Here is a 12640-nt window from a genome sequence, read left to right on the forward strand (position 1 = left end):
CTGATTCTCTGTGAGCCCTAAGTCGAAGCATGTCGACGGTAGTTAAAGGCGCCCGGCCGGTCGGAGCCGTAGGATCACGCGCTTGGACGTTCCAGTGGCGGGCTGAGCACGAAGGTCCACTTGACCAGTGACAGCCGGGCCCGTCCTCCGGGTATCCACGTCACCGCCGGTGAGGCTGGTGACGCGCCGGCCTTCGAGGTGGTCATGGCCAGGATTCGGATCCCGCGCATCGGATCCGGAAGGCCAAGAACCCGCCCGACAACCGTCCTGGCGGATCGCGCCTACTCGTCCCGCGCGATCCGTGGACACCTTTCGTTGCAGAGGCATCCGGGCTGTCATCCCGCAGCCCGCAGACCAAATCGGTCACCGCCTGCGGCGAGGTCGTGTCGGAGGCCGTCCACCCAGCTTCTACGCCGCGAAACACAAGGAGCGTAATGCCGTCGAGCGGTGCATCGCCCGCCTCAAGCAGTGGCGCGGCCTGGCCCTGCGGACAGACAAGCCTCGCCATCGCCTACCAGGCCGCACTCCACGTCGCGTCCATTCTGATCTGGGCGCGGCAGTGACATGACTGCGGAAGCTATAGGCCCAAGCTCGAGACGAAGTCCGAGAAAGTAGGCGCTACGACCCTCCACTCGCACAGAAGGGGATCCGTCCAGAAGTCGCTGCCGACGATGCGGGGATCTGAGGGGTCAGTCCGGTAGTCGAGAGCCAACGCGCCATCATCACCGGGGTTGCGAGTGGTGGCGATCAGCACTGCCTGGTCAACGTCAAGCCAAGGAAGTTCGAGCGGGGCGACGCCCCTGCTTCCGCGTGCCTGGCGAAAGAAGGCGGAGTGCGGATCATCGGCGAACATGTCCATCGATTGGGACGCATACACCATCTGCTCGGGGTTCGACACGAAGCCAAGTGGGTCCTTGAACCACGGAATGGCCTTCGCCAGCACCACATCGCCCGGATGACGCCAGAGGTCGCGCTCGATGAGCGACGTCAGCAGGGCGGGCAGAGCAAGTCCACGGACTACCGAAGGCTCCATAGCACACAGCTTCGCACGGCGGACAACACCAAGGAGACACGCTCTTTAAGAGGCCGTTGACAGAGGAGTGGAGGCTGGGCGGGGCTCAGCGCAGACCGTCTTGGAGGAAGACCTCTCCGATTTTGATGCTGCTCGCGACGGTCCTGCCGTGCGGCGGCCGACGGCGGGGGCGTCACGTGAGCAGGCGGCGGCGGTAGCCCTCGGCCACCGCCGAGGCTCGATCGCGAACGCCGAATTTGTCGTAGATGTGCTGCAGATGGGTCTTGATGCTCGCCTCGCCGATGAACAATGCTGTAGCGGCCTCTCGATTCGAGTTGCCGTTTGCGATCAATTGCAGCACCTCCTTCTCTCGATCGGTCAGTGTGCCGGGGCCGGGCCTTCGAACCTGTCCCATAAGGTGCTGCGTCACCGACGGGGCGAGCACAGATTCTCCCCGCGCGGCTGCACGGACGGCGCGCATCAGTTCGTCGGGCAGAGCATCCTTCAGGAGATATCCGATCGCCCCCGCCTCGATCGCCGGCAGTACGTCGCTCTCGCTGTCGAAGGTGGTCAGGATCAGCACGCGCGCGCTCGGAGCCGCCTCGCGCAGGGCCGCGGTCGCGACGACGCCGTCCATCCCGGGCATCCGAAGGTCCATGAGCACGACATCCGCTGCCAGCAGCTTGGCGCGTTCGATGCCCTCGGCGCCGTCTCCGGCCTCACCGACCACGACAATGTCCTCGGCGTCCGCGAAGGTGTCGCGGAGACCGCCCCTCACGATCGGATGGTCGTCGACAACTACCAGGCGAATCATCGGTCGGTTTCCCCCTGTGCTCTCGGGCCCCCGGGGGCGATCGCCGGAACGCGCACACTGACGGATGTTCCTTCACCCGGTGCGCTCTGGACATCTATATGACCTCCGACCCCTCTGATGCGCTGGCGCATGCTCGTCAGGCCGAAGCCGGTGCCGACCCCGTTCGTGAACCCGCGCCCGTCATCCCGCACGTCCAGCAGCACCTCGGTGCCCGTGTACGACAGCGTGACACCGACACGCGATGCGTCCGCGTGCTTCGCCACGTTGGTCAGCGACTCCTGCGCGACCCGGAAGAGCGACACCTCGATCGCCGGGCTCAGCGGCTCCCGGGTGCCGGTGACCTCCATCCGGGCGCTCATCCCCTCGTCCTGCGACCATCGCTCGGTCAACGTGCGCAGCGCGTCGGGGAGGTGCGCTCGCCCGAGTTCCTCAGGAGCGAGCGCCCGCACGGACCGTCTGGCCTCGGTCAGACTGCTGCGCGCGAGCCGAAGTGCACGCGCGACGTGCTCCTCCGTCTCGCCCCGCACACGCGCGGACCGCTCCGCGGCCTGGAGTTGGGTGATGATGCCGGCGAGCCCCTGGGCCAGGGTGTCGTGGATCTCGCCGGCCAAGCGCTGCCGCTCGTCCTGGGCACCGGATTCCCGGGCCTGGGCGACCAGTTGCGCATGGAGCCCGGCGTTCTCGTGCAGTGCCGCCTCGAGTCGCTCGACGAGCTTCTCCCGCTTGCGTTCCTCTGGTTCGCTGCGCGCCGTCAGCAGGATCCCCACCCCGATCGCCGCGGTCTGCACGGCGACGATCAGGATGAACTCCGCGAGCGTGTCCGGGGCCGGGTGCGCCCACACGCGCATCGCCGAGCCGTTGAGGGCAACGGAGGTGGCCAGGACTCCGAGCACCCCCAACGGCCACGGCCTGAGCAAGTAGGCGTGGAAGAAGCCGGCGATGGTGAAGACGAGGAAGATGTCGGAGTACGTCATGAGGGTGACGCACAACGCCAGCAGCCCGGCGAGGAAGATGCCCGCCGCCACGGGCCGCAGCGTCCTCCTCCTGATGGGCAGCGTGTGACCGAACAGCACCCACGGCACCGAGACCGCGACCAGCCCGAGGACGGATGCGCCCTCGGGACAGAAGTGTTCACCGGAGGCCGGAAGCACCCACGAGAAGTAGATCGCCGTCGAGATCGTGAGCAGCAGCCACGGGGTGAACAACTGCAGCAGGTCCCAGACCCGCAGTTGCTCCTCCTTCCAGGCCAACCGTGAGCGATTCGCGATCTCCGCCTCCTCCGCGACAGCGGACTCGTGCGTAGCGAAGGTCGGGCGCTCACCGGCCCGGGCATCTCGCGTCATCGTCACCTACTCCCAGCGGAAGAGCTTCGCGGCGATCGCGCTCGCGATCACTGCGATACCCGCCATGAAGTGCGTGACAAGGAGGATCGTGACGCCCGTGTCACGAACCCGCTCAATGAGACTCCAGGTGTCGCGCCTCGCCTGCGGGTCCAGCCCCGTCGTGAGCTCGTCGAGAATCGCGACCTTCGGCTTGCCGACCAGAGCGAGCGCGATCGAAAGCCGCTGCTTCTGCCCACCTGAGAGAGCCCTGTACCGCGTGTTGCGCTTCTCGGTGAGACCCACGCGCTCCATGAGCTCGCGCCAGTCGGCGGGGTCCCGGTAGAAGGAGCTGTAGAGCTCGAGCGCTTCGACGACCTTGATCGCGTCCGGGAAGCTCCTCTCCTGCAGTTGCACACCGAGTCGCTCACGCACCTCCGCCCGGTCCTTGACCGGGTCGAGCCCCAGCACAGAGATCGAGCCCGAGTCCGGCTTTCGCAGCCCGGCGATGCACTCGACAGTTGTCGTCTTGCCGGCACCGTTGGGCCCGATGATGCCGAAGATCTCCCCCTCTTCAACGGCGAAAGAAACGTCATCGACGGCCACATGCTGCCCGTAGCGCTTGTGCAGATTTCGCACTTCCAATGCGGTCATGCCGCGAAGTTACGGACGCACCGCACCCCACCACATCGACCGTAGGGTCTGAGCTTGGTTGATTCACGCCTCCACCGTTCGGTGGATCCACAGCACCTTGCGGTGCGCCCAAAGCCCTGAAGGCAGTACAGGAGCGGGGAAGAAACGGTCCCGGTGGAGGGCGCCCGTGGTGCCTGCCGCTGGCGGACCGGGTCCTCCTGGTGGCCGTCTGCTACCGGACCAACCTCACGATGCGCCGGCTTGCCCCGCTCTTCGGGATCTCCCCAGCCACCGTCTGCCGGGTCATCCATCGCCTGCGACCGCTTCTTGCGCTGGAGCCGGCGCCGTGGCCCGTCGCGGATGTCGGACGGTTGTGGATCGTGGACGGAACCCGGCCGTGCCCCAGCATGCCCGACCACCCCCGCACCATCTTCGGAGACATGAAGCCTGGGACGAGACCCGATGCGCCGTACGCAGAAAGTGCCTTCCGCCTGGACCGACAGAACCTCTCGACAAGGTTCATCGTCCCAGCTCAGAAGGCACTTTCGCGTTTTCGCCCATGACCTGAACGGACCGCAAGTGAAAGCCCGAGTATAGAGACCAGGTTGACCAACGGACATGACAGGCGGTCCGGACGCCACTGCCGTCGCCTAGTTGGTTAGGTGGCCGAAGCGGGCAGCCGGAGGCTACTGCCACCGCCAGCAGGCTTGTCCCGCCGCATTGGCTAGGCAGTACGTGTGGTGAGGTCCTCGTCCGTGATGGGGCGGACTACACGGCACGGCGTCCCGAGCGCGATGCTCATCGGGGGAATGCTGCGGCTGACGACGCTTCCGGCACCGATGACGGACCCGTAGCCGATCCGGACGCCGGGCAGGACCACCACGTTGCTGCCGATCCACACCTTGTCCTCGATCACGATCGGCTCGGAGAACCGCCCGAAGTCAGCTCGGCGCGCGGGATGCACCGGGTGTCCCGTCGTGGTCAGCGTCACGCTGGGCGCGATCATGACATCGTTGCCTATGTGGATGTCCACGTCGTCGACGAACGTCAGGTTCACGTTCCCGAAGAAGTCGTCGCCGATGTGTACGTTGCTGCCGAACCCGGCGTGGAACGGCGGCAACAGCACCGTGCGTTCGCCGACGGAGCTGAAGATCGCAGCGAGCAGGGCCCGGCGTCTCCCGCTTTCGCTCGGGGGTGTCCGGTTGTACTCGAAAATCTGGTCCGTACGGCGGCGAGGGGCTTGGAAGGCCGCTTCGGACTCTGTGTAAACAAGCCCTCTGGCGATCCGGTCGAGGACTTCTTCGTGGTGAGTATCGGCCACAGCGGGACGTTCCCTTCATCTGATTCTTCAGTTCGGCAGGGCCCTGCTCGATCGAGTGCCCGTCCTGCGACCAGGCGTAGGGCAGGCTAGACCACCGTGAAGAGCGGAGGCGCGCACTTTTTACTTGGTGGCCACTGGTTCGCGAGTGGAGAGGACCAACGTCCTTCATCTGATGGCCACCACTCGACACGACACGGTCGTCACCCGCTGGGCAATCGAACATTCCGCCCACGATCTGGCCCCCGACCTGCCCAGGCAGTAAAGGAACCTCGTTCCTGCGTAGATGGTGATCTTGCCCGTGAGTAGCGGTGCAGGACACGGATGCGGCACCATTGATCACCGGTTTCTGAAGACAGAAGATCAGGCCCGGCACGGCCCGGACGCTGCTGGGCAAACACACCACCTTCAATGGTGGGCCTGGCCCGAGCGGCGGCACTCCGACTGACCTCCCTCTGCGAGGGTGGAGGCGAATCCCGGCGCTCTACCCGGCGCCGGTCCCTTGGACCGTGGCCCCCGGCTCGGTCTCGCCGTCGACCGCGCCGTTCTTCACTTCCTGCCGCCGGAGGTTCGCCACGTGTCGTCCGATGGGCAGCGTTGCCTCGGCCTCGCTCTCTTCCGGACTGAGGCTGACCGGATCATGAGGCTGATTGAGGAACGGCTGGAAGTGAGAAGGCTCCCCGTGCTTGCATGAGCTTCATGGTGTCTACTGACCGCTTGCTTGCATTCGCCGCCATGTCGCTTTTGCTGATCGCAATTCCCGGCCCTAGCGTGCTGTTCGTGGTCGGGCGGGCGTTGGCGCAGGGGCGCCGTGCCGCACTGACCACGGTCGTGGGGAACACGCTCGGCTCCTATGTACTCATCGTGGCCGTGGGCTTGGGGATCGGGTCCATCGTGGAACGCTCGGTTCTTGTCTTCACGGTGCTGAAGCTGACGGGGGCCGCTTACCTGGTGTATCTCGGGGTCAAGGCCTGGCGGGAGCGTGGTTCTTTGCAGGCCTCGTTCGCTGATGGCGGGGCGGCGCACCGCGGCCTGCGCACGTTCTGGGAGGGTTTTGCGGTCGGTGTGTCGAATCCCAAGACCATCGTGTTCTTTGTCGCCGTGCTGCCCCAGTTCGTCGACCGCAGTCAGGGGCACGTCGCGGTTCAAATGCTCGTGCTCGGTTTGGTCTTCAACCTCATCGCGGCCGCTTCGGACAGCGTGTGGGGCCTGGTCGCAGCTACCGCGCGGGATTGGTTCGGCGGCTCACCCCGGCGGCTCTCCTTGGTCGGTGGGATCGGTGGGCTGACGATGGTCGGCCTCGGCGTCACCGTGGCCGTTACCGGGCGCAAGGACTAAAATCGCGCTTGAGGACATCGCGGCGTCCGCAGGCGCTGTTCGCGGCTACCCGCTGGTAACGCTGCGGGCGCTGATCGCGTCGATCACAGTCCCCGCCATGGTGGCGGAATGGCTGAATGGGTGGACTGACGTCCCCGCGGTCGGAGGCGTGGTGACCGAGAGCCTGACGAGCCGCCTCCAACCGGGTGTCCTGCGGCTGGTCCAGGCCCGCCGCAGGACACCACCGAAGCGCTCCCCGGCGGGCTCACCGGCTCCCTGCACCCGCCCCAGGGCCTCCCTCCGGGCCGCTGCGAGCCGGCCGCCTACGGCTGGCGGGGAGACCTCTCCACTGAAACCCGGCCCGGAACCCAGGGAACAGGGGCCCGTAGCCCGACCCCGCGTTGCGGCGGCTGCGTCGTCGACGACAGGCCTGAGGCCTCGGGACCGGGCTACTTCGAGGGCGTGAGGCTCTCTGAGGGGCATGACTTGTCGTGGTCCTCAGAGTGTGCAGAGCCTTCACTTAGAAATGATCTTTGAAGTGGTTGGATCGCTCCAGGAGCGTTGACCGGGGTGCGGGGTGGCTCGGCCGAAGCCGTGGGAAGTCGAAGACGAGTTGTGGGCGGTGATCGAGCCGCTGCTGCCCAAGGTTGAACGTCGGGTCCGTTATCCAGGACGGAAGCGGCATCCGGACCGGCTGGTGTTCCAGGGCATCTTGTTCGTGCTGCGTACCGGGATGGCCTGGGAACCCTGCCGCAGGAGCTCGGCTTCGGTTCGGGCATGACGTGCTGGCGGCGCCTGGCCGAGGCCGGCGTGTGGCCCCGGCTCCACGAAGCGCTCTTGGCCACGCTCCGCAGCGCGGACGCCCTGGACTTCTCCGTAACGGCGGTCGACGGGTCCCACATCAGGGCGTTAAAAAGGGGACCCAAGACGGAACGAAGCCCCGTCAATCGAGGCAGGACGGGCAGTATGCACCACTTGATCACCAATGCCACCGGCATTCCGCTCGCCGTCACGCTGACCGGCGGCAACCATAACGATGGCACCCAGCTCATCCCGCTGCTCCAGGCAGTGCCGCCCGGTCCGGGGCAAGCGCGGCCGGCCCCGGCGCCGCCCCGACGTCGTACCCGGTGACTGCGGCTGCGACCACGACAAGTACCGCCGCCTCGTCCGCGCACTCGGCGTCAAGCCACTGATCGCGCGACGCGGCATCGTGCACGGTTCCGGACTCGGCGTCCAACGCTGGGTTGTCGAGCGGGCCTTCGCCCACCTGCACTGGTTGCGCAGGCTGCGGATCCGCTGGGAGATCCGCGACGACATCCACGAGGCATTCCTCACCCTGGGATGCGCGCTCATCTGCTGGCAACGCCTGTCACAGCTGACCCGATGCCTCGCCCTGCCGCAGTAGCCATTCCCTGACCGTAGGAACGCGGTCAATGAGCTGGCTGACCTGCATGCCTTCCTCGCGTGAGGTCACCCGCGGCAGCGGGGTGAAGTCGTCGGGAACCACGTCCAGCAGGCTGATCGCGCGGTCTCCCGCACGCAACGTGATCAGCAGTTCGCATCGCAGCTGACGTGGAACGTCGGGGCGGTGGGACAGGCTGTTCCACAAGGCCGGCCACAGGTAGTGAGTTCCGTCTGGCGCCGCATTCGCTTGCACCCACGCTGGGTCCAACCGCTGGTTCAGGCGGAGGTCGCACGCCCGCTCCTCCAGCCTGAGCAGCGAGGCCGAACCGATGACTTTCACCTCGCGAGGCAGCGGCTGATCAAAGTGCATTGCCCCATGCTGCCCGACAGCACCCCACAACGAGGCGCCAACCCCACAGAGTCATTCCGTTACGAGTTCTAGGGCGTGCAGCGAAAGTGGATCTTGGGCTGTGCATGATCAAGGTCATGGGTCCGGGAGATCTCACGGACGAGCAATGGGTGGTGCCGGAGCCGCTGTTGCCGAAGGGCACGAAGGCGGGGTGGCCGCCCGTCCGGGCTCGACGACAGCTGATCGATGGCATTCGGTTCCGGGTCCGGACCGGTGTGCCGTGGCGGGACGTGCCCGTCGAGTATGGGCCGTGGAGCCGGGTCTACGACCTGTTCCGCCGGTGGCAGCGGAACGGCATCTGGCACCGGATCCTCACTCGGCTCCAGACCCTGGCCGACGCAAGGGGGTGATCAGGTGGGACTTGAGCGTCGACTCCACGGTCTGCCGTGCACACCAGCATGCGGCCGGGGCCCGCAAGCAGAGTGACCTGCAAAAGGAACCGCCGGGCGGTGTTTTCACCGAGCCCGGAGATCATGGGCTGGGACGCTCACGCGGCGGGTTCACCACCAAGCTGCACCTGGCCGTCGAGCAGGGCCAGAAGCCCCTGTCGGTTGTGATCACGGCAGGACAACGCGGGGACTCGCCACAGTTCGAGCCCGTGCTGGAGAGGGTCCGTGTGCCCCGCGTCGGCCCGGGCCGGCCACGCGTCCGCCCCGGCCGTGTGCGGGCGGACAAGGCGTTCGCCTCCCGCAGGAACCGCGCCTACCTGCGCCGACGTGGGATCCGATGCACCATCCCCGACAAGTCCGACCAGGCCCGCAACCGTCGGAAGCTCGGCGCCCGCGGCGGCCGGCCGCCGCGCTTCGACCCGGTCGACTACCGCGAGCGCCATGCGGTCGAGTGCGGGTTCAATCGCCTTAAGCGCCACCGGGCTGTCGCCACCAGGTATGACAAACTCGCCGTCCGCTACGAAGCGACCGTGCTGGTCGCCGTCCTCAACGAGTGGCTATGAACGGGACATAGGGGTGGCTCTATCAGCGCTCAAGATCACGCGCTACAACACCTTTGTCGAACAGATACCGGAGATGTTCGGCCAACAGACCCGGGGCAACAGAGGGAGGAAGAGGGAGCCAGGTTATGGCCTCAAGCAAGGGATTACCGGCCGCATCAAGGGACGCACAACTCCAGCCGCGACGTGTGCCTCTGGTGCCCCAAAACACGACGATTCCGTTCAACCAGGGTCCATGAGCGAGCGCAGTGTCACCCTTCGGCCAGTAGAAGGCCGTTCCACCTGACTCATCCCATCGCTCTGCAGGTGACAAGCCTGCGACCTCGAGAGCCTGAGCTGCGATCAAGCAGTACTGCCGAATCTCGGAGTAGCTAGCGGCAGCTGCGGCGCCGTCCCAAGTAGTCATTGGCCTCCTTTACTTCGCACTACTCAACCACAGCAGTCGCTACCAGCACTTTCGCACCAGGCCCTAAAGGGCTTGCCGGGAATCAACTTGCTGTCGAACACCCCGCATGAGCTGGGGTGTCAAGAGCGGAAAGACGCAACTTATTGCTCTGCAGGCCCAAAGGGCTGTCCCGTAAATGATCTCCGGGTCCTCCTGGGAAGAATCAGTCGCGGTGTGGCCGCCGGTCTACCCGGCGAGGGCGAGGTTGTGTATCCGGGCGATGCCGAGCATGGCGTGGTGGACGCCGTCGCCTTTGAGGCGGCAGTCTCGGAGGATCTTCCAGGTCTTCATGCGGGCGAAGATGTGCTCGACGCGGGTACGGACCTGCTTGTGGGACTTGTTGTGCGCCTGCTTCCACTCAGGCAGGTCTTCGCCTGCGCGTCGGCGGTGGGGCATGACGAGTCCGGTGCCCGGGTAACCGCCGTCGGCGATGGTGAGCGTCTTGCCGACGGCAGCTTTGGCGCCGGATTCCTCCCATGCCTTGCAGTCGTTGAGGCTTCCGGCGAGCGGCCGGCCGACCACGACGACCAGGCGGGTGTCGGCGTCGATGACGACCTGGTGGTTGGTGGAGTACCGGTAGTTCTTCGACTGCTCGGCGATGGTGTGGTCGCGGGTGGGGGCCAGGGTGCCGTCCACGATGAGCACGGTGTCCTTGGCGAACCGCTTGCGAGGCCGGAGCGCGAGCATCGGCCCGAGGTGGTCGATGATGCGGTCCGCCGCCGACTTCGACACCCCGAACAGCGGGGCGAGCTGGCGCATGGTGAGGTTCGTGCGCCAGTACGCGGTGACCAGCAGGGTCCGGTCTTCCAGTGGAAGGCTCCACGGCCGGCCCTTGCGGGCTGTGTCCGCGCCTGCGCGACGCAGCACCGTCACCAGCTTCCCGAACTGTCTTGGGCTCAGCCCGGTGAACGGGGCTATCCAGGAGGGTTCCGACGCCGTGATCACACCAGACACAACAAGATCATCTCACTTGCCGAGGCTGCCCCATGTCCTAGATCCTGTGTATTCGGCGAGCGGGGAGGGCGCATGGGGCTGGTTCTTTTCCCAGGTGACGGAGACAACAGCAGTCCGGATGTCTCCTGGTCCTACAGCGGCTTTGCCGCGTTCCGGCGGCGTCTGGCCGAGGCCGAGGGTTCGCCCTCTCCGAGATGGGGGGCTTCGGCGGCGAGAGTCCGTGGAGCGAGGTGTCCACCGCTCTGGAGCCACTCCTCGATCATCCAGATGCCGGCGGTGAGGACCTCTCACCTACCGAGTGCGCGTCGTTCCCACTGGTCAGGCTGGAGGTGATCACTGACCAGTGGGAACGGGAAGGCGGCGATCAGCTCCTCCAGCAGCACATCGAGGATGCCCGCCAGCTGGCGGGCATCCTGCGGCTCTGCATCGAGAAGGACGTCCCGCTGGCCTTCCTCTGAAGCCCACCGACCACAGAACCACTTACGGGACAACTCTTAACCTCGGGCTTTCACGGGCGGGCCGGCGCGGACCTTGATCAGATAGGTAGAAAGTAACGCTGAGCTGCGGCGATGGGACTTGCCAGGGGGTCTGTCGGCTGAGAGGAAGCAAGCACTCTCCAGGTGAACGAGCGCATAGTGCCGTGGCCGCCTGCCCGAGCCCTTGTCGGCGGTGCCGCCGGGTCGCGTAGGCGCCCGCAAAATGGCTGGTCACGGGAGCGGTCTGTGCAGGACTCTGTGGGTATGCCTCGACGTCTCATGTTCGTGCAGTTGAAGACTGGTTACACCACCGACCGCGGACCCTCGTGGATCGGGTGGGTGGACTTCTCGAAGACCTGGAGTACTGCGTACTTTCGCGGGAGGACACTGCGTCGGGCAGGGGGGATGTTCGATGCGAACTTCTACGACGTGCAGACCGACGAGGAGTTCTGGGTCTCCGGGCCGAAGCGGGACCGCACGGACACCCGCTACGGCCACTCCGACCCTGAAATCGATCCGGAAGCCGTCGAGAGCTATCGCGCCTTCCTGGAGGGCGCATCTCTGCCGGGCCGGGAAAACGGCTGACCTCGCGTTTTTGCGAGCGAGGTGTCCGGGTCTTGATCAAATAAGCGGAGAGTGCTCCTGACCTGCAACGATGGGACTTGTCTAGGGTCCTGTCAGCTGCACGGAAAGAAGCACTTTCCAGGTGAAGAAGCGTATCGGGTCCTACCCGCGGATCCCATCGAGGGCGGCGGCCGGGCGATGGTCTCGCAGGCCGGGAGCGGGCTGCTGGTCGAGACCGTCCGCAAGGCGGGCCTGGACACCGCGATATCGGCGGCGTTGGCGCCGTGGCGGACGCCGCGGGCCGTCCATGATCCCGGGAAGGTCCTGCTGGACGTGGCGTTGGCGGTCGCCTCGGGCGGGGACTGCCTGGCGGATGTCGGCCTGCTGCGGGCGGAGCCTGCTGTGTTCGGGCCGGTGGCCTCGGACCCGACGGTCTCCCGTCTCGTCGACACTCTCGCCGCCTCCGGTGAGAAGGCTCTGGCGGCGATCCGTGCCGCGCGGGCCGAAGCCCGCGCCCGCGTCCGGAAGTTGGCCGATGCCGGGGCACCCGATGCCGGCGGGACGGTGACCGTGGACCTCGACGGGGTGCTGGTTCTCGCGCACTCCGACAAGGAGGACGCCGCACCCACCTGGAAACGGACCTGCGGCCACCAGCCGCTGATGGGGTTCGTCGACCACGGACCGGGCGGCACCGGCGAACCGGTCGTGGCCCTGCTCAGACCGGGCAACGCGGGATCGAACACCGCCGCCGACCACATCATCGCCGCCCGACTGGCCCTGTCCCAGCTGCCGAAGCCCTACCGGCGCGGGCGACGGACCCTGATGCGCACCGACTCAGCCGGCGGCACCCACACCTTCGTCGCCTGGCTCGCAAAGCCGGGCCGGTGGCTGTCCTACTCCGTCGGCATGACCGTCACCGAGCAGATCCCCAGCCACGTCCTGAAGGTCCCGGCCTCGGCTTGGACGCCGGCCGTCGAGACCGGCGGCCAGGTCCGCGGCGGCGCCTGGGTCGCCGAACTCGCCGGC

The 12640-nt window shown here is 66.5% G+C and carries 10 protein-coding genes and 5 pseudogenes; 8 read left to right on the forward strand and 7 right to left on the reverse strand.

Going from position 1 to position 12640, the window contains the following annotated elements; translation table 11 throughout:
• Positions 1 to 72: 72 nt before the first annotated feature.
• Positions 73 to 563: pseudogene (locus ACZ32T_RS36320) on the forward strand (IS5 family transposase); the annotation flags it as partial.
• Between the two features lie 14 nt (positions 564 to 577).
• Here the strand turns inward: ACZ32T_RS36320 and ACZ32T_RS36325 are convergent.
• The 4 genes and pseudogenes from ACZ32T_RS36325 to ACZ32T_RS36340 form a co-directional block, all read right to left on the reverse strand.
• Positions 578 to 1033 (reverse strand): hypothetical protein, encoded by a 456-nt coding sequence (locus ACZ32T_RS36325; RefSeq protein ID WP_467371773.1) that lies wholly within the window; start codon positions 1031 to 1033, stop codon positions 578 to 580.
• A 172-nt stretch (positions 1034 to 1205) separates the two neighbouring features.
• Positions 1206 to 1826 carry a response regulator gene (locus ACZ32T_RS36330; protein ID WP_467371775.1) on the reverse strand — a complete coding sequence of 207 codons (621 nt, stop codon included), beginning with the start codon at positions 1824 to 1826 and terminating at the stop codon, positions 1206 to 1208.
• Complete coding sequence (locus ACZ32T_RS36335; protein ID WP_467371777.1) at positions 1823 to 3169, reverse strand: sensor histidine kinase; 1347 nt, start codon at positions 3167 to 3169, stop codon at positions 1823 to 1825. The genes ACZ32T_RS36330 and ACZ32T_RS36335 overlap by 4 nt, the downstream gene beginning before the upstream one ends.
• A gap of 30 nt (positions 3170 to 3199) precedes the next feature.
• A pseudogene (locus ACZ32T_RS36340) lies at positions 3200 to 3799 on the reverse strand (ABC transporter ATP-binding protein); the annotation flags it as partial.
• 110 nt (positions 3800 to 3909) lie between these two features.
• Between ACZ32T_RS36340 and ACZ32T_RS36345 the strand changes: the two are divergent.
• Positions 3910 to 4170 (forward strand): annotated as a pseudogene (locus ACZ32T_RS36345) (helix-turn-helix domain-containing protein); the annotation flags it as partial.
• 332 nt (positions 4171 to 4502) lie between these two features.
• Here the strand turns inward: ACZ32T_RS36345 and ACZ32T_RS36350 are convergent.
• On the reverse strand, positions 4503 to 5099 hold the full coding sequence (locus ACZ32T_RS36350; RefSeq protein WP_467371779.1) for a sugar O-acetyltransferase: 597 nt from the start codon (positions 5097 to 5099) through the stop codon (positions 4503 to 4505).
• Between the two features lie 696 nt (positions 5100 to 5795).
• Here ACZ32T_RS36350 and ACZ32T_RS36355 point away from each other — a divergent pair.
• Positions 5796 to 6434, forward strand: a complete 639-nt coding sequence (locus tag ACZ32T_RS36355) for a LysE family translocator (protein WP_467371793.1) — start codon at positions 5796 to 5798, stop codon at positions 6432 to 6434.
• Positions 6435 to 6990: 556 nt separating this feature from the next.
• A pseudogene (locus ACZ32T_RS36360) lies at positions 6991 to 7818 on the forward strand (IS5 family transposase).
• Here the strand turns inward: ACZ32T_RS36360 and ACZ32T_RS36365 are convergent.
• Positions 7783 to 8187: a hypothetical protein gene (locus tag ACZ32T_RS36365; RefSeq protein ID WP_467371781.1), complete on the reverse strand. Its 405-nt coding sequence runs from the start codon at positions 8185 to 8187 to the stop codon at positions 7783 to 7785. The pseudogene ACZ32T_RS36360 and the gene ACZ32T_RS36365 sit on opposite strands and share 36 nt — an antisense overlap.
• 116 nt (positions 8188 to 8303) lie before the next feature.
• On the opposite strand from ACZ32T_RS36365, the gene ACZ32T_RS36370 reads away from it, so the two are divergent.
• Positions 8304 to 9178, forward strand: a protein-coding gene (locus tag ACZ32T_RS36370; RefSeq protein ID WP_467371783.1) for an IS5 family transposase whose coding sequence is annotated in 2 segments (ribosomal slippage) — positions 8304 to 8574 and positions 8574 to 9178 — 876 coding nt in all. Because the reading frame shifts where the segments join, the coding sequence is not laid out codon by codon here.
• 628 nt (positions 9179 to 9806) lie between these two features.
• Here ACZ32T_RS36370 and ACZ32T_RS36375 read toward each other — a convergent pair.
• Entirely contained in the window at positions 9807 to 10574 is a 768-nt protein-coding gene (locus ACZ32T_RS36375; protein ID WP_467371785.1) for a transposase, read from the reverse strand.
• A 230-nt stretch (positions 10575 to 10804) separates the two neighbouring features.
• Here ACZ32T_RS36375 and ACZ32T_RS36380 point away from each other — a divergent pair, with 230 nt between their 5' ends.
• The 3 genes and pseudogenes from ACZ32T_RS36380 to ACZ32T_RS36390 form a co-directional block, all read left to right on the forward strand.
• Positions 10805 to 11032: a hypothetical protein gene (locus tag ACZ32T_RS36380; RefSeq protein WP_467371787.1), complete on the forward strand. Its 228-nt coding sequence runs from the start codon at positions 10805 to 10807 to the stop codon at positions 11030 to 11032.
• 423 nt (positions 11033 to 11455) lie between these two features.
• The gene (locus ACZ32T_RS36385; protein WP_467371789.1) at positions 11456 to 11635 is read left to right on the forward strand and encodes a hypothetical protein; all 180 of its coding nucleotides are present in this window, start codon (positions 11456 to 11458) and stop codon (positions 11633 to 11635) included.
• Positions 11636 to 11756: 121 nt separating this feature from the next.
• A pseudogene (locus ACZ32T_RS36390) lies at positions 11757 to 12640 on the forward strand (transposase); the annotation flags it as partial.

It is taken from the genome of Streptomyces sp. NPDC023573 (assembly GCF_055559735.1).